We start from the raw sequence: 16,773 nt of genomic DNA on the forward strand, positions 1-16,773 counted from the left end.
ATTTAAATCAGAAATCATTTCCGATATTCGGAAAAACTGATACGCAATTCATCCGGGAGATAAATGGGGGATAGCAGGATGATTGAGGTTAAGCAGCTTGTCAAATCTTTTGGCCCGTTAACCGTGTTGAAGGGCGTTACGCTCACGGTGGAAGAAAAAGAAGTTGTCGTCTTGCTTGGAGCCAGTGGTTCAGGCAAAAGTACTTTACTTCGATGTTTGAATTTTCTGGAATTTTATGACAGCGGAGAGATTCGAATCGGTGGTCAGCAGATTGATCCACACAAGACGAATCTGAATCAATTCCGCGCCGAGGTTGGCATGGTTTTTCAGCACTTTAATCTGTTTCCGCACAAGACTGTTTTGGAAAACGTGATCGAGGCACCTGTTCACGTCAAAGGCATGAATGCAGCAGAAGCCAAACAATTAGCGTACGAGCTCCTGAAAAAAGTGAATATGCAGGATAAAGCCGATGTCTACCCAGACATGCTCTCGGGTGGACAGAAGCAGCGGGTTGCCATCGCCCGGGCGCTTGCGATGAAACCGAAGATCATGCTCTTTGATGAGCCTACCTCTGCACTCGATCCCGAGCTCGTCGGTGAAGTGCTACAGGTCATGAAGCAGCTCGCCAAAGAAGGAATGACAATGATCGTGGTGACGCATGAAATGGGGTTCGCTCGTGAAGTAGCAGATCGGGCGGTGTTCATGCACGATGGGCAAATCCTGGAGCAAGGACCGCCAAGAGAATTCTTTGAAAACCCGCAGCATGATCGTACCAAGCAGTTTTTAGGCAGCATCCGCTAAACCATTCACTATATAAAGAGAATAAAACAGGGGGAATCACCAATGAAAAAACGTGCAAAATGGTCCGGAATTTTGTTGTCCACTGTTCTAGTAGGCTCGTTGTTGCTCTCTGCTTGTGGATCACAGGAAAGTGCACCGGCAGCAGGCGGACAAGCTTCTGGAGACGGTGGAAAGAAAGATTTTACGTACGCCATGAGTGGCGTGTACAAGCCGTTTAGCTTCAAGGAAAACGGGCAACTGACTGGCTTTGATGTAGAGATTGGACAAGCGCTGGCAGAAAAAATGGGCATGAACGCAGTGCCGATCACCAATCCATTCGAAACGATCATCCCTGGTCTGGACGCGAAAAAATACGATGCTGTCATTGGGAGCTTGACCGTCACACCTGAACGTCAAAAAGCTGTTTTGTTTACCAATCCATACTATCGTTCCGGTTCGCAAATTTTCGTGCAAGAAGGCAATACCACCATCAAGAGCAAAGAGGATTTGAAGGGCAAAAAGATCGGAGTCGTAAAAGCATCGAATTACTTGGATTGGGCGAAAAAGCTGACTGATGAAGACAAAATCACTCAGTATGATAGCGATATTACCGCTTTGCTGGACTTGCCGACAGGGCGTCTCGATGCAGTGATTACCGACCAGGTAGTAGGCTTGCGTTTCATTAAAGAAGGCGGCGGAAAAGTGATAGATGTAGGCGAGCCGCTCAGCTTTGACGAGCAAGCAATCGCTGTGCGCTTGGGTGACCAAGAGGCAGTGGAGCGGATCAACAAGGCGTTGGACGAGATCGTCAAAGACGGCACCTATGAAAAGATCAGCCAAAAATGGTTTGGCCGCAATATCCTGCAAAAACAGTAAGTGGGCAACGGGGTGTCCGTGATGGACGCCCCCCTTTTTAACGCTTCATGTGAGGAGGATTGAACGTGATTATTGATATTTTTCTATCCAGTTATCCCCTTTTTCTAAAAGCGACGTGGCTCACGGTACAGTTGACGGCAGTTGCGCTGATGCTCGGTTGTGTGGTAGGTCTTGTCATTGCCTTTTTCCGAATATCCGATTCCAAAGTATTGAACTACATCGCACATGTGTACATTACCGTCATTCGCGGAACGCCATTGATCGTACAAATTTGTATTCTGTACTTCGGCTTGGCGAATATGGTGACGCTGTCGCAGTTTTGGGCAGGGGCCATCGCGTTGGCCGTTCATAATGGCGCGTATATTGCAGAAATCTTCCGAGGCGCCATTCAGTCAATCGATCGCGGGCAGATGGAGGCTTCCCGATCACTCGGAATGTCGTACCCGCTGGCGATGCGCAGAATCATTTTGCCGCAGGCGTTCCGTCGGGCGATCCCATCGCTTGGCAATCAGTTTATTATCGGGTTGAAGGATTCGTCGTTGGTCGCATACGTAGGAATGCAGGATTTATGGGGAACGGGTCTCGGTGAAGCAGCTTCCAACTACAAGCAGCTAGAAACGTATATGGTCGTCGGGTTGTACTATCTCGTACTGATCATGATCTTCTCGTATTTCGTCAACAAGCTGGAAGCAAGGCTCGCCAAAGGTAAAGCTCCCACTAAACAAGCGAAAGATAACACGAGTGTTGCAGCGTAACTTTTTGTCATGGAGGACGAAAGAAGGATGGTTCAATCAGTCGAACGGGCGATGAAAATTATTCGGGTACTGATTTCAGACGAAAAACATGCTTGGCCGATTTCGGAGCTGGCGAGCGCAACGGGTCTACCAATCAGTACGCTCCACCGTTTTCTCGAATCCATGATCCAGTTCGGATTGGTTGAGCAGGATCCAGTCACCAAGCATTACAAGCCGGGATATACGTGGATGGAAATCGGTTTTATCCTGCATGAAAAGCTGAACCTGCGGGCTGTGGCGAGACCTTTCATGGAGGAGCTGGCAAATGAAGTCGAGGAGAGTATCTTCCTCAACGTATTGGCGGGGACGGATTCGATGCCGATCGAAAAAGTAGAAAGTCCACTGAAAATACGCATAGACGAGAACCTGGGGGAGCGGATACCTCTCACAATCGGCGCCCCTAGCAAAATCATTCTCGCGTATTTGAAGCAGGATGCGATTACGAAAGTCGTTTCCGCCCAGCTTGCCCGAGACAAGCAGCCGTCATTTTTGGAACAGCTGAGTCAAGCCAAGAAAAGTGGCTATGCCATCAGCTACGAGGAGAAGACGGAAGGCACCATGGCAGTCGCCGCACCGATCGTCGGCTACGGAAATCAACTCGTGGGAGCACTCTCGATCAACGCCCCGTGCTTTCGGGTGACAGAAGATCGATTGCCCCTGCTCATCGAAAAAGTAAAACGCCAGGCTGCGACGATTTCGGCAAGAATCGGCGGAGCATAAGCAAACCCTCCATTCCAGCATCTGTTGGTGGAGGGTTTGCTTTTTTTAATAGGAACCATTGGATCTTTCAATTTTTTCGCCCTGAAAAACTGTGTTAGTGTGAAAGAAACAGTGGGGAGGGAAGATAGACATGTTTCCATTTCGCGTCATTAATCAGGAAACCACGGAAGATGTGCTGGATATGGCCAGCGTGATTCAAGTGGTCGAGCAAGCCTATCAAATGAAATCGAGTCAGCAGGCGACGTTGTTTCCGCTCATTTTTCATGAGTTCGTAGAGGGTAGAGCCGACATGGATATCAAATCCGGTCATATGCCGCAAGCTGATATATTTGGACTCAAGCTCGTCTCGTGGTTCGGTGACAATGACAAGAAGGGTCTGCCACAATTAGTGGGTACGGTGATGGTGTTGGACAGCCAAACTGGCGTGCCGCAGGGGATTTTGAGTGGAGAGCACATTACTTGCATGCGTACGGGAGCTGCCGGTGGCATCGGTGCAAAGTATTTGGCACGTCCAGAATCGGAGAATCTGCTAGTTGTCGGGACGGGACACCAGGCTCCATTTCAAATCATGGCGACACTGATGACGATGACAGAGATCAAGCGGGTGTTCATCTGCCATCCGCGATCACCAGAAAAGGCGCAAAGCTTTGCCGCCAAAATCAAGGAAAACCTCTTGGCCAGATTCATCTCCAAATATGCAGGAGAAGAGTACGAGTGTTATGCCAGTCGTTGTGACGTGCAGTTTATTGCAGTGGACAACCTCGAAGAAGCGACTAGAAATGCAGATATTATCATCACCGCAACCCCTTCACGCGAACCGATGATCCAAGCGGAGTGGGTAAAGCCAGGGACTCATATTACCTGCATAGGGGCAGACATGGAAGGAAAACAGGAAATCGATGAACGGCTTTTTGTAAAAGCGCGCGTCTTCGTTGATGATGTAGGACAGGCTGTACGCGTGGGAGAGACAAAGGTAGCTGTAAAAAAGGGCCTGATAACAGAAAACGATATCGCAGCAGAGATCGGCAATGTCATCTCCGGTCATGCCCAAGGACGACAACATGCAGAAGAAATCACGATTTTTGACAGTACCGGAATCGCGTTCCAAGATTTACTGACAGCTGCACACATTTTGAAAGTGGCGGATAAACGCGGTATAGGTACGATAGTTGATCTGTAAAAGTGAAAGGACAGTAAAAGGAGAGGAACGACGATGAGAATTGCACCTTTTAAAGTAGAAGAATGGATGAACGCCTACGAGATGGAGGCTGTTTACAATATTGCCGAAACATGCGTCGATTCGCTGACGGTAGAAGAGTTGATCCGCCTTTCCGATGAGCCGGAGGATTTTTTCCGCGAGATGGCCCAGAAGAAGCTGACGTATGGTCATATTGAGGGTTCGCCGGAATTCCGAAGCCTCGTCGCGAGTATGTATCAAACGATGAAGCCAGAGAACATTTTGGCGATGAACGGGGCGATTGGAGCGAATTTTCTCACCTTGTTCTCGCTCGTTGCGCCTGGTGACGAAGTCATTACCGTTCATCCGACCTACCAGCAAATTTATTCGGTACCGGAGTCGTTCGGAGCACAAGTCAAGCTGCTCAGACTTTTGCCGGAAAATGATTTTCTGCCTGATCTGGATGAGCTGCGCTCGCTCGTTACAGACAAGACCAAGCTGATCTGTATCAACAATCCGAACAATCCATCCGGAGCTTTGATGGGTGAAGGATTGCTGCGAGAAATCGTAGAGATTGCCCGCTCCGTTGATGCCTACCTGCTGTGTGACGAGGTGTATCGAAATTTGCACCAAGACCCGGAGGTTGTGGTGCCATCTATCGTCGACTTGTACGAAAAAGGGATCGCGACAAGTAGCATGTCCAAAGTGTTTTCATTGGCGGGCTTGCGTCTGGGATGGATTGCAGCGCCTCAGGATGTGATTAAAAGCTGCTTTACGCACCGCGATTACACGACCATCAGCTGCGGGATGCTGGATGACATGCTGGCTGTCCATGCACTGAAAAACCGCGATAAGATTATGGAGCGCAGCCTGAAGATCGTGCGCGACAACCTGCAGATTCTCGATGAGTGGGTAGCGAAGGAGCCTTTGATCTCTTACGTCAAGCCGCAGGCAGGAACAACCGCAATGCTCAAGTACGAGCTGGATATCCCTTCGGACACATTTTGCATTGATCTGTTTAAAACGACAGGGGCGTTTTTGACACCAGGCAGTTGCTTCGACATGGAAGGGTGGGTACGAATCGGGTACGCCTGCTCGACGGAAGTGCTTCAAGCGGGTCTGGCAAAAGTATCGGAGTTTTTGGAGTCAAACAAATAACGGATAAAACGGGAGGAGGAGTGTCCCTTCGGCGAGAGCAAAGGGACACTCTTGTCCTAAATTCTACCATTCTGGCATTTCTGATCACGATTCCTAACTGGGGGGATATCATGAGTCAGCTTAATGTAGATTTGCAGCCGAAAAAGCAGAAGAAGCTGTGGGAAGTCAATGTGTTCGCGTTACTTTTTGGCGTGATTGCGATTGCGGTCATCCTGACGTATATTTTGCCTGCCGGAGAATACGGACGAGTCGAGGTAAACGGCAGGAGTGTCATTGATCCACAGTCGTTTCAGTGGATTGAATCATCTCCAGTCAAGCCGCTCGGGCTGGTAAACAGCGTGCATACCGGGTTGGTGGAGGCCTCAGGCATTATCTTTTTTGTATTGATAATTGGCGGAACATTCGGTATTTTAACAGCCACTGGCGCGATTGAAGCTCTCATCGTCACGCTATCGCGTCTACTTAGGAATCAAGAGAAGTGGCTGATTCCCATCATGATGCTGTTTTTTGCGGCAGGCGGCTCGCTCATGGGAATGGCTGAAGAAACATTACCCTACATCGCGATCATGATTCCGCTGGCGATTGCTCTTGGTTTTGATGCAATGACTGGTGCTGCCATTGTGCTGGTAGGAGCGTCGGTCGGGTTTACATCTGCACTAATGAATCCGTTTACGGTGGGAGTTGCCCAAGGCATCGCTGAGCTGCCCACTTTTTCGGGAATGGGTTATCGAATGGCTGTTTTTGTCGTGATGTACTTCGTATCGACTGCATTCGTCCTGCGGTATGCGTCGAAAGTCAAAAAAGACCGTTCGCAGGGCTTCTTCGGGTTGTTTGAAGGGAAGAACACGGCTGAGCTTTTGCGTGAAGATTTGAAGCTGACGGCCAGACATAAAGGAATCTTGACTTGCTTTGTTCTCAATTTTGTCGTGTTGGTCTTTGGTGTCATTCAATATGGTTGGTATCTCACCGAGCTATCCGGAATCTTTCTATTGCTGGCCATTATCATCGGAATCGTGGGAAGACTCGGCATCAATGAAATGGTAGACAACTTCATGAAAGGTGCTGCTGGCCTGATAGCCGGGGCCTTGGTCATTGGAGTTGCACGGGCAGTTGTTGTGGTGCTTAATGACGGTCACATACTCGATACGATTCTTTACTATTCTGCTGGTGTCTTGAATCAGTTGCCTAGTGCACTTACAGCGTTTGGCATGCTCGTCCTCCAAACCGTGATCAGCTTTATTGTTCCGTCCGGCAGCGGAATGGCTGCTTTGACCATGCCGATCATGGCCCCTTTGGCAGAATTAGTTGGCGTTACGCGTCAAACCGCAGTTCTTGCCTATCAGTTCGGGGATGGAATATCCAATATCTTTATTCCGACATCAGGCTATTTCATGGCTGGTTTGGCTTTGGCTGGCATCCCGTGGTTACGCTGGATGAAATGGATTATGCCGCTGATCCTGATGCAGTACGGGATTGCGACAGTAGCAGTCGTTATCGCGCATCTGATTGGTTATGGACCATATTGACGGGGGGAGATCATGAATGGCACTCTGCACACCCATTCTTGCACAATGGGCCATCAGTGAACGGCGATACTTGCATCAATATCCAGAGCTGTCTGGTCAGGAGTATCAGACAGCGGCTTATGTTCGGAAGTATTTACAGGAATGGAAGATGGAACTGATTCCATGTGAGCCGCCGAATGTGGTCGGCATGTTGCGGGGGACGGATGGCAAGAAAACCATTGCGTTACGGGCAGATATGGATGCACTACCGGTCGTTGAAGAGGGAGAGAAGCCGTATCTCTCGAAAAATGAAGGTGTCGCTCATGTATGCGGTCACGATGGACATACGGCCATTTTGCTAGCGGCAGCCAAATGGCTCTCGGAAAACCGCGCAGACGTAGCACCAAATGTGCTTTTTCTATTTCAATCCTCAGAAGAAATGCTCCCAAGTGGAGCACAAGCTATCGTCCGTCAGGGTGCGATTGATGATGTGGACGCTGTCTTTGGGCTGCATCTATGGCAGCCTCTTGAGAAAGGAAAGATCGGAATCAGTACGGGCGCGATGATGGCGTCTGCTGATGACCTGCGCATCGTCATTACCGGACGTGGAGGACACGGCTCGATGCCACACGAAACCGTTGATCCGATCTATGTGGCAAGTCAGGTGATTAACGCGATTCAAGGAATCGTGGCGCGCTGCGTCAACCCAATCGAACCTGCGGTCATTTCCATCTGTCGGATGGAAGCCGGCTCGACCTATAACATCATCCCGAATCAGGCCGTTTTATATGGAACATTGCGGGCGCAGTCAGAAAAGACGAGGCAACTCTTGGCTCGCGAGCTAAAGCAGACGATTGAGACATTGTGTTCGGCATGGGGCGCAGATGCCGAAGTCATGGTAGATTGGGGGACCCCGCCTGTTGTCAACGATGAGCGAATGAGTCGATTCGTTGCTGATGTCGTAACCGATCAATTTGGCGAGAGCTGTCTTGCTATTGTAGAGCCGGTTATGGGTGGCGAGGACTTTTCTTACTATTTGGAGCGCAAGCCTGGCAGTTTTATTTTTGTAGGAATGCGTGGAGAAAAGAGCTGCTATCCCCATCATCATCCGCGTTTTGACATTGATGAGGATGTCATTCCGACCGCTGTTGAACTATTGATTCAATTAGTGAAAAGATTTTAATAAGGAGGAGTAGTTCATGTCGTTGACGGTATCCTTTCTCGATATTGTAAAGGCTCACAAGAATCTAAAGGGGCAGGTTGTCCATACCCCGTTAATTTCATCACCCGCGCTGTCTGCCATCGCAGCTGCTGATGTCTGGCTGAAGCTGGAATGCCAGCAGAAAACAGGCTCATTCAAGGCGCGCGGTGCGCTAAACAAAATCGCATCCTTGACGGAAGAGGAGCTAGCTCGGGGCGTAATTACCGCTTCAGCAGGCAACCATGCGCAAGGGGTCGCGTATGCGGCTTCGCTTCGAGGGGTGTCGGCCTTGATCGTCGTGCCAAAAACAGCACCAGAGACCAAAAAAGCAGGGATCAAGCGCTACGGTGCGGAGTTGGTCGTGTATGGAGACAGCTATGATGACGCAGAAAGATATGCCTATGAACTGGCGAAAGAAACTGGGCGAACATTCGTCCACGCCTTTGAAGACAACGAAATCATAGCAGGGCAGGGAACGGCAGCCCTAGAAGCTCTTTTGGAAGAGCCGGATTTTGAGGTCATTCTCGTACCTGCTGGCGGCGGAGGGTTAATTTGCGGAGTAGCGCTCGCAGCAAAGGCAATCAATCCGGATGTGCAGGTGATTGGGATTCAGACACATGCGTCTCCGCCCTGGTACTATTCGTTCCGAGAAAAACGGTTGGCTGATGTGGTATACAGCGATTCGCTCGCAGATGGTCTTCACGGGGGAATTACACAAGGCAATCTGGAATTGGCCCTTCAGATCGTCGATGACTTCCTGCTCGTAGAGGAAGAACATGTTGCCCAAGCCATGAGCTGGCTGGCAAAGGAGCATCATCTGATGGTGGAAGGCTCTGGGGCGGTAGGTATCGCTGCACTCATGCAGGGAACGGTACCCGATCTTGCAGGGAAAAAGGTACTGACGATCGTGAGCGGCAGTAACGTAGATGCTCGCAAGCTGGCAGAGATTATAGAGAAGCACGCATAGGGTATCGGTTGAACATAGAGCCACTCTCGGCTACACTTTTTCTAACAGAGTTTGTTCAAAAAGCTGACTTTTTGAACACGCACGTACACGAAGAATGGGTGTCGTTCGGTGAGGGAGTGGATAATCAATCATGGAGTTACGCAATCTGAAGACATTTCAGGTCGTTGCCGAGCATTTGAACTTGACGAAGGCTGCAGAGCAGCTCGGATACAGCCAGCCTACGATTACACTCCAGATTCAAGCATTGGAGCGGGAGTTGGGACATCCTCTGCTCAATCGGGTAGGCAAGCGCACGTTTTTGACACCGGCCGGAAAAATAGTGAAACAGCATACGGATCAGCTTTTCTACGTTCTTCAGCACATGGCGGAGGGACTTAATCACTTAGACATGCCTGTAGGACCGCTGGTCGTGGCGGCCCCGGAGTTTTATTGCATCCAATACATGCCCCAAATTCTGAAAGCTTATGTGGAGACACATCCACAGGTCAATCTGCAGGTGATTTCATGCACCAGCCAGGAGACTTTGAAAAAAATCCAAGCCCACGAGGCGGATATTGGGATCATTGCGGGCACCACCTCGCAACCAGGTATTCATTCCACCGTCGTGGACTTAGAACAATTTACCTTGATTGCCTCTCCTGATTTGATGAAGGACAAAACACTGGCAGACGCACTCGTGACCTTTCCTTTTTTGTCCTATCAGGAGGGGTGCAATCTCGATGAATTTATTACCCAGTGCCTGATGGAGTTAAACTACATCCCACCCTCTGTCATTAAATGTAGCAGCGAAGAAACGATCAAACGGTCAGTCCTGAATCAAACTGGCATAGCCCTGCTCAGTAAGGTTCTAGTGGAAAAAGAGCTTCGAACAGGAGAGCTAATCGAGCTGTACCGCTTTTCCAAGAAAGCAGAAACATCGCTGGTCTGTCTGGGGCGCCGAAGAGAAGAACCCGCAATCCAGACCTTCATGGAGCTCGTCAAAGACATCTGGTTATCCGTAAGAGAAGAGTAGTCATGACAAGGGGCTGTCTAAGAGTCCTTAAAAAGAAAAGAAGCCGGGAAAAATAGTTTCGTTTTTCCTAGCTTCTCTTTCATTTTTATGGGTTCACAGAATGTGGCTAGCGGATGCCCGCTACTTTTACCAAGTTATGTGTTATGAGCCGAATACCCAACTCGACATAAGGGCAAATTGTCTCTTGGAAACAATATTTTCTTCCGCAATGATAGTGTAAAATGACAGAAGGTAAGAGAAATAGGAGATGACAACAAATGAGTAAGCAAGTAAACGAAACCGAACTCGTTTCGCATGTAGCTACGAAAACAAAAGTAGACCCGGAAAAAATTAGGATCGTACTCAAGCATGAGCAAGCGTACATGAACAGTGCGAAGGCAGATGCAAAAGGTGATGTCGACGTTGATTTTGATGATCTCGTAGATTACGTCATGGGTAAGTCAGATGTGAAGCTGGATGAGATCACCGTTGAGAAGATCCTGGATGTAGAGATGGAATACTTGATTAAAAAAGGAGTCGCTGGATACATAGACTAATAAAGGACGTTCCAAGCACATTCCCCTGTAAAGGGTGATGTGCTTTTTTATATATCTGAAAGACAACAGTGGCTGCGGTGGGGAGAAGAATATTTCCAGACTAGGCTCAGTGCTTCGTCCCGCTGAGGGTTGAGACTGTCCGCTCCGAAGGGATTCGCGGGGAAACGCAAAAGTGGTAGCCGCTTCGTCGTATGGGCACGGTTGCGTTTCTTTTGCCCGCAAATCCCTTCTCCGCTCGGTAGGAATCCACAAGTCGCTATGTCTGGAAATATTCTTCTCTGTCGTGACTGATTACGTTCTTCGTTCTTTTCAAGCTTTTAAAAAACGAATAACTTTAACAGCACGTAGAGGAAACAGGAGAAAACAGCGAAGATCTTTGGTACACCGACCGAGACTCCATGCAAAAAGCGAAACACGCCTTTAAGCGTCCACCTCTGACTCACAACCTGGAATGACCACTTTGGACGCGGTTTCGCTTTTTGCATGGAGTCGGGCAGTGAATCCCTCAGCGGGTGGGACAAGAATCTGAGCGTTTTCTCCTGTTTCCTCCCCACCACAACAGCGTGACGACTGTATTTTTAGTACTTTTTAACAAGGGATATGTACACTAAAAAAACTAAAAAATATCTGAAAGACAAATGTAAATTGTTTGACTATTAGGTGCCACCCTGTCTATAATTTGGTTATCTTTGTTAGTAATGTTAACTAACTGTGTGGCGGTGATCGATGAAGCGTGCAAGCTCCCAAAAAAACAGGTAACAGCAAACTCGTGAAAAAACTGAATAAAGAAGAAGTATTGCAGCAGGTCGTCTTGCACGGGCAGATTTCCCGTGCGGATATCTCCAAACAGACACAGCTCAGCCGTCCATGTGTTTCTGCCCTCGTAGATGAAATGATCCAGGAAGGACTCCTGCAAGAAGTAGGAATGGGCGATTCCAAAGGCGGCCGCAAGCCGATTTTGTTGGAGTACAACTATCAGGCCTACGCCATTGCCGGCGCAATTTTTGAAGGCTCTACCCTGGACATGGCCATCGCAGATATGAAAGGCGAGTTCTTGGCTCGCTATCGCAAACGGCTAGCGCAACCAGCGAATGGCGAAACGGTCATCGAAGATTTGGCAGCCGGACTGGATCGCTTGTTGTCTGAAAGTGGAATCCCGCGAGAGCGCCTGCTCGGAATGGGCGTCGGTTTGCAAGGCGTCACACAGCGTGGCAGTGGAACCGTCAGCTTTTCACCCAGCACAGGCTGGATGGGTTCACCTATTCAACAGACCATCGAAGCGCGACTCGGACTGCCCGTCATTATCGACAATGACGTGAATATGATGACACTGGGCGAGTACGTTCGTGGAGCAGGGGTCGGCCATACCAACGTCGTCTACATGTACGTAGGAACGGGGATTGGGGCCGGGATCATTTTGGATGGACAGTTTTATCGGGGGAGTCGTGAGGCAGCAGGAGAAATCGGCTTCATGATGATCGGCCCGGTACATAATCGCCCGAATGGCGCGTCAGGCGTGTTTGAGACGCATTATTCGATTCCGGGCATCCAAGAACAGGCTAAGGGATTTCTCTCTGACCTTCAGGAAGGGTCGAGTGTCATAGAAGAGCTGATCCGGCACGCCAAACAAAATGCACAAGCAAAGGAGCTTCTTGCGGATGTGTATCGACATTGGGCGTACGGAATGGCGAACATCATCAGTATTTTGAACCCGGAAATATTGATCCTGAGCGGGGAGATGGTCCATGTCGATGGTGAAGGGGTGAAGCAAATTCACGAATGGCTGAGAGAATGGGTGCCCGAGGTGCCTAATCTTGAAAAAGCAAGTCTGGGGGAGCGAGCTGGTTTAATTGGTGCTGTCCACAGTGTTTTGGAAGCGTTTCCTTTCACACGACTGCTTGACAAAGAGTGAGAAGAACAAGAGGGGGAGTTCGTTTTGAAGAAGACAACTAGCAAGCTGAAAACATGGATGAAAGGCGTATTTGTCAGCTCCTTGGCTCTGACTGTAGCTGCCTGCGGCAGTGGAGGACAGGAAGCAAAGCCTGCCGACAACAGCGCAGGCGGCCAATCGGGCACGGCTGCTCAACCTGCTGATTCATCGGGTGACCCACAAAGACTGGTGATTTACACCGGACGGGACAAAAACATTTTTGAAATCGTGTTGCCAAAATTCAAAGAAAAGTACCCGAACATTGAAGTGGAAACACTCGAGATGGGTGCCCAACAAATTTTGGAGCGCGTTCGTGCAGAGAAGGCGAACCCACAGGCTGACTTCTGGTGGGGTGGTACACAATCTGCTCTAGCGACAGCAGCCAATGAAGATCTGCTGGAGCCTTACAAGCCGACTTTTGCAGACAAGATTCCAGATTTGTACAAAGATCCGCAAGATCGCTGGTACGGCGAAATGCTTTTGCCAGAGGTCATCATGTACAACTCGCAGGTGCTGAAGCCAGAAGAAGCGCCGCAAGATTGGGACGAATTGATCGATCCGAAATTCAAAGACAAGATCGTGATCCGAAACGTACTGCCGTCCGGCACCATGCGTACCATTTATTCCGCAATGATCTTCCGTCAAGGGGCGGATACTCCTGAAAAAGGTTTTGAATGGCTGACCAAGCTCGATGCCAATACAAAAGAGTACACACAAGACCCGACAAACCTGTATCTGAAGCTGGATCGTCAAGAGGGCGTCATCTCCTTGTGGAACCTCCAAGACGTTCTGATCCAAAGCAAAAAGAACAACCATCCGTATGACTTCATTTATCCGAAGAGCGGAGCACCGATTCTTGTTGACGGCGTGGCTCTGGTAAAAGGCGCGAAAAACCTGGATGCAGCGAAAAAGTTTATGGAATTCTTGATGAGTCCTGAAATGGCTGCCCAATTGGCGAAGGAGCGCTTCCAGTTCCCATCTCGTACAGACATCAGCAAGGACGAACTGCCAGACTTCATGAAAAATCTCGAGCTGAAGCCAATGGAACTCGATTGGGCTGTCATGGCTGAAAAAGAAAAAGAGTGGATGCAGCATTGGGATGAAAACATCAAGGGGAAAGGCAAGAAGTAAGGAAGGGTTTTTCGAAGCAGCTAGGCGGGAAGGAGTTGTCCTTTCCGTCTAGTCACTTATAGAAGTTGTTTTTATACGGACGCAGCTTGAAATGACTTGCGATGAAGGAGGAAACACAACCCGATGAGCAGCGTAACACTTGATCACGTTCACAAAAGGTTTGGCCAAGCAAAAGGGGTCGAAGATGTGCACATTCATATCGAATCAGGAGAGTTTTTTACTTTTCTCGGTCCGAGTGGCTGCGGCAAAACGACTACCCTGCGCATGATTGCCGGCTTTTATTATCCAACGGAAGGCCATATCCGCTTTGGATCACAGGAGGTTACTTCTCTTCCTCCCCACAAGCGCAATACCGGGATGGTATTCCAAAACTACGCGTTGTTCCCGCATATGACTGTTTTTGAAAATATCGCGTTTGGCTTGCAGGTTCGGAAGGTGAACAAAACAGATGCAAAAGAGCGCGTAGAACGGATCATGAAGCTGGTCCGTCTGGAAGGCTATGGCGAACGCCGCATTGATCAGCTTTCCGGGGGACAACAGCAACGGGTAGCACTGGCACGGGCGCTGGTCATCGAGCCGCAGATTCTGCTGTTGGATGAGCCGCTGTCCAATCTGGATGCGAAGCTTCGTGAAGAGACGCGCTTCGAGATCAAGAGACTCCAGCTGGAGCTGGGGATTACGACGATTTACGTTACACACGATCAGGCGGAAGCCATGTCCATGTCAGATCGGATTATGGTCATGCAAGGCGGAGAAGTGCAGCAGATCGGGACACCGCATGAGATTTACCATCGTCCTGTAAACCGTTTTGTCGCTTCTTTTATTGGCGAGACGAATCTGTGGGAAGGTACAGTTACAGGGTTTGACGGCGATGAAGTGCTGGTTCGCACAGCTTCTGGACAAATGCTCAGCGGATTTAAGAAAAATGCCTCGCCACGTGCACAGCTGTCAGTTGGGGAGAAAGTAACGATGTCCATTCGTCCTGAATCCGTTCTGGAGAGTACAGGCAACGAGGGACAAAATGTAGTGACAGGCTCTGTTGTCATGTCTGAATTTACAGGGGCGTGTGTCAATTACGTCACGGAAGTAGGAACGGAGAGCCTGCGCAGCATGTCCATCAACCTGGGACGACCGATTAAACAGCGCGGCGATGCCATCGGCCTACATATACCGAAAGAGAGCATTTATTTTGCCGGATAAGGGGGAAGAAGCTTTTGAGAGCAGAGTTGCAGCAAGCGCCGACAGCAGCCAGACGAAAGTCCATCACCGCTTCACCCGCCTTCGTCTACGTGCTGGTATCGCCACTCTTTTTAATATTGTTGGCTTATGTCGTTTATCCATTGTTCGAAACGTTCGTTGCGAGTATCAAAATCGATGAGGAAATTACGTGGAAAAACTACATTCGCTTCTTCAGTCTGGAGCATACCGCTAACCTGGAAGCGTTGTGGAACAGTATCTACATATCGGTTCTGAGTGTCATTACGTGCGGAATTGTCGGGGTTGCGATGGCGTTTTTATTGGAGCGCTATGAGTTTCCTGGACGAAAAATTCTCTCTGTGCTGGCTTTGGTTCCGATGGCGTTGCCTCCGCTCATTGGCGTTCTCTCGTTTACCTTTTTGTACGGAGAGAGCGGAATTATCCCACGGGCGATCAAAGAGCTGTTCGGGCTTGCCCAGGTTCCTTTCTCGTTAAAAGGAATTTGGGGTGTGGTCGTCGTTCATACGTTTACGATGTACACCTATTTCTTCATGACAGCAACAGCAGCAATCAAGGGACTCGACCCGTCCTTGGAAGAGGCGGCAGCCAGTCTTGGAGCGAATCGCTTTACCGTTTGGCGGCGCATTATATTGCCAATGCTCACGCCAGCCATGGTCGCGTCTTCTCTGTTGGTTTTCATGATTTCGATGGCTTCTTATACGGCGCCACTCATTTTCGGCATTGACCGGACGATGACGATGCAAATCTATCTGTCTCGCACCAATGGAGATTTGGACATGGCTGCGACACAGTCTACGATTCTTTCGATTGTTTCTGTTGCTTTTCTTTTGATCATGCGTTGGTACCAAGGCGCGCGCAACTACCAGAACCTGAGCAAAGGGGTCAGCGTGCATCGTACCGAGATCAAGAGCAAAGCGGGACGCTACACCACGATTGTGCTGTCATTTATCGGTACAATCATTCTGATGCTGCCAATTCTCGTATTGGTACTCATCTCCTTCTCAGTGGATGGTACCTGGACGGTGCAAATATTACCACCTGAGTATACCTTGTCGCATTACATGGATTTGTTCACGGATAGCAAGACATGGCGTCCGATTCTGAACAGCTTGCAGTTGTCTGCGATCGCGGTAATCGGGATCGTCATTTTCGGTGTAGCTGCGGCTTATGCCATGGTTCGGCTCAAGTTTCGCGGGAAAACGCTTCTTGATGTGTTGATCATGCTGCCATGGGCATTGCCAGGGACAGTCGTGGCGATCAACCTGATTGCAGCGTTCAGTGAGCCGAATGCATTCAGCTTTGGACAGGTTTTGATCGGAACATTCTGGATTATCCCGTTGGCTTATTTTGTCCGACATCTGCCACTTGTGTTTCGCTCTACCAATGCGACTTTGATGCAGATGGACCCATCTGTCGAGGAGGCAGCGCGGAATCTGGGTGCTTCCTGGTGGTACAGCTTCAGGCGTGTCGTGTTCCCGATGGCGTGGGGTGGAATTCTTGCAGGTACGCTTTTGGCATTTGTTCAGTGTATCGGGGAGTTCGTGGCTTCGATTCTGATTTTCACACCGAAGACAACGCCATTGTCTGTCGCGGTATTCCAACGCATGTACAGTAATGAATTCGGCACCGCTTGCGCTTATGGTGTCTTGCAAATCGTGGTCATCATCATCGTGTTGTTCATCTCCAGAAAACTGACCGGAGATAAAGCGGGAACTGCCGTGTAAAGCTGGATGCCTTCGTGAAAAAGGAGGGGCTTCACGTGGATGTC

Annotated in this window: 15 protein-coding genes; all 15 read left to right on the forward strand. The window is 49.4% G+C overall.

Features of this window, described 5'->3' with window-relative positions; translation table 11 throughout:
- Window positions 1–78: 78 nt before the first annotated feature.
- Window positions 79–801, forward strand: a complete 723-nt coding sequence (locus tag C7R94_RS04770; RefSeq protein ID WP_106778694.1) for an amino acid ABC transporter ATP-binding protein — start codon at window positions 79–81, stop codon at window positions 799–801.
- A 42-nt stretch (window positions 802–843) separates the two neighbouring features.
- A complete protein-coding gene (locus tag C7R94_RS04775; RefSeq protein WP_106778695.1) occupies window positions 844–1,656 on the forward strand; it encodes an ABC transporter substrate-binding protein in 813 nt (270 codons plus the stop codon).
- A 65-nt stretch (window positions 1,657–1,721) separates the two neighbouring features.
- Window positions 1,722–2,411 (forward strand): amino acid ABC transporter permease, encoded by a 690-nt coding sequence (locus tag C7R94_RS04780; protein WP_106778696.1) that lies wholly within the window; start codon window positions 1,722–1,724, stop codon window positions 2,409–2,411.
- A 27-nt stretch (window positions 2,412–2,438) separates the two neighbouring features.
- Window positions 2,439–3,170, forward strand: coding sequence for an IclR family transcriptional regulator (locus C7R94_RS04785; protein ID WP_047071356.1), 732 nt, complete (start codon window positions 2,439–2,441; stop codon window positions 3,168–3,170).
- 130 nt (window positions 3,171–3,300) lie between these two features.
- Window positions 3,301–4,350, forward strand: a complete 1,050-nt coding sequence (locus tag C7R94_RS04790) for an ornithine cyclodeaminase family protein (protein ID WP_106778697.1) — start codon at window positions 3,301–3,303, stop codon at window positions 4,348–4,350.
- Window positions 4,351–4,383: 33 nt separating this feature from the next.
- Entirely contained in the window at window positions 4,384–5,505 is a 1,122-nt protein-coding gene (locus C7R94_RS04795; protein ID WP_106778698.1) for an aminotransferase, read from the forward strand.
- Between the two features lie 110 nt (window positions 5,506–5,615).
- The gene (locus tag C7R94_RS04800; RefSeq protein ID WP_106778699.1) at window positions 5,616–7,031 is read left to right on the forward strand and encodes a YfcC family protein; all 1,416 of its coding nucleotides are present in this window, start codon (window positions 5,616–5,618) and stop codon (window positions 7,029–7,031) included.
- 16 nt (window positions 7,032–7,047) lie between these two features.
- Window positions 7,048–8,193, forward strand: coding sequence for a M20 metallopeptidase family protein (locus C7R94_RS04805; RefSeq protein ID WP_106778700.1), 1,146 nt, complete (start codon window positions 7,048–7,050; stop codon window positions 8,191–8,193).
- 16 nt (window positions 8,194–8,209) lie between these two features.
- Entirely contained in the window at window positions 8,210–9,178 is a 969-nt protein-coding gene (locus tag C7R94_RS04810) for a threonine ammonia-lyase (protein ID WP_106778701.1), read from the forward strand.
- Window positions 9,179–9,308: 130 nt separating this feature from the next.
- Window positions 9,309–10,190 (forward strand): LysR family transcriptional regulator, encoded by an 882-nt coding sequence (locus tag C7R94_RS04815; protein WP_106778702.1) that lies wholly within the window; start codon window positions 9,309–9,311, stop codon window positions 10,188–10,190.
- 257 nt (window positions 10,191–10,447) lie between these two features.
- On the forward strand, window positions 10,448–10,726 hold the full coding sequence (locus C7R94_RS04820; RefSeq protein WP_106778703.1) for a hypothetical protein: 279 nt from the start codon (window positions 10,448–10,450) through the stop codon (window positions 10,724–10,726).
- Window positions 10,727–11,459: 733 nt separating this feature from the next.
- Window positions 11,460–12,638, forward strand: a complete 1,179-nt coding sequence (locus C7R94_RS04830; RefSeq protein WP_106778704.1) for an ROK family protein — start codon at window positions 11,460–11,462, stop codon at window positions 12,636–12,638.
- Window positions 12,639–12,662: 24 nt separating this feature from the next.
- A complete protein-coding gene (locus C7R94_RS04835; RefSeq protein WP_106778705.1) occupies window positions 12,663–13,787 on the forward strand; it encodes an extracellular solute-binding protein in 1,125 nt (374 codons plus the stop codon).
- A gap of 123 nt (window positions 13,788–13,910) precedes the next feature.
- Window positions 13,911–14,987: an ABC transporter ATP-binding protein gene (locus C7R94_RS04840; RefSeq protein WP_047071373.1), complete on the forward strand. Its 1,077-nt coding sequence runs from the start codon at window positions 13,911–13,913 to the stop codon at window positions 14,985–14,987.
- 14 nt (window positions 14,988–15,001) lie between these two features.
- Window positions 15,002–16,729: an ABC transporter permease gene (locus C7R94_RS04845; RefSeq protein WP_047071376.1), complete on the forward strand. Its 1,728-nt coding sequence runs from the start codon at window positions 15,002–15,004 to the stop codon at window positions 16,727–16,729.
- Window positions 16,730–16,773 lie beyond the last annotated feature (44 nt).

The sequence above is a fragment of the Brevibacillus sp. NRRL NRS-603 genome (assembly GCF_003013445.1).
Lineage (GTDB): Bacteria > Bacillota > Bacilli > Brevibacillales > Brevibacillaceae > Brevibacillus > Brevibacillus formosus.

What these genes read in the sequence shown, in the direction of transcription:
- C7R94_RS04770 (WP_106778694.1), top strand. Translation starts at nt 79, where the DNA reads ATGATTGAGGTTAAGCAGCTTGTCAAATCTTTTGGCCCGTTAACCGTG.
- C7R94_RS04775 (WP_106778695.1), top strand. Translation starts at nt 844, where the DNA reads ATGAAAAAACGTGCAAAATGGTCCGGAATTTTGTTGTCCACTGTTCTA.
- C7R94_RS04785 (WP_047071356.1), top strand. Translation starts at nt 2,439, where the DNA reads ATGGTTCAATCAGTCGAACGGGCGATGAAAATTATTCGGGTACTGATT.
- C7R94_RS04790 (WP_106778697.1), top strand. Translation starts at nt 3,301, where the DNA reads ATGTTTCCATTTCGCGTCATTAATCAGGAAACCACGGAAGATGTGCTG.
- C7R94_RS04795 (WP_106778698.1), top strand. Translation starts at nt 4,384, where the DNA reads ATGAGAATTGCACCTTTTAAAGTAGAAGAATGGATGAACGCCTACGAG.
- C7R94_RS04800 (WP_106778699.1), top strand. Translation starts at nt 5,616, where the DNA reads ATGAGTCAGCTTAATGTAGATTTGCAGCCGAAAAAGCAGAAGAAGCTG.
- C7R94_RS04805 (WP_106778700.1), top strand. Translation starts at nt 7,048, where the DNA reads ATGGCACTCTGCACACCCATTCTTGCACAATGGGCCATCAGTGAACGG.
- C7R94_RS04810 (WP_106778701.1), top strand. Translation starts at nt 8,210, where the DNA reads ATGTCGTTGACGGTATCCTTTCTCGATATTGTAAAGGCTCACAAGAAT.
- C7R94_RS04815 (WP_106778702.1), top strand. Translation starts at nt 9,309, where the DNA reads ATGGAGTTACGCAATCTGAAGACATTTCAGGTCGTTGCCGAGCATTTG.
- C7R94_RS04820 (WP_106778703.1), top strand. Translation starts at nt 10,448, where the DNA reads ATGAGTAAGCAAGTAAACGAAACCGAACTCGTTTCGCATGTAGCTACG.
- C7R94_RS04840 (WP_047071373.1), top strand. Translation starts at nt 13,911, where the DNA reads ATGAGCAGCGTAACACTTGATCACGTTCACAAAAGGTTTGGCCAAGCA.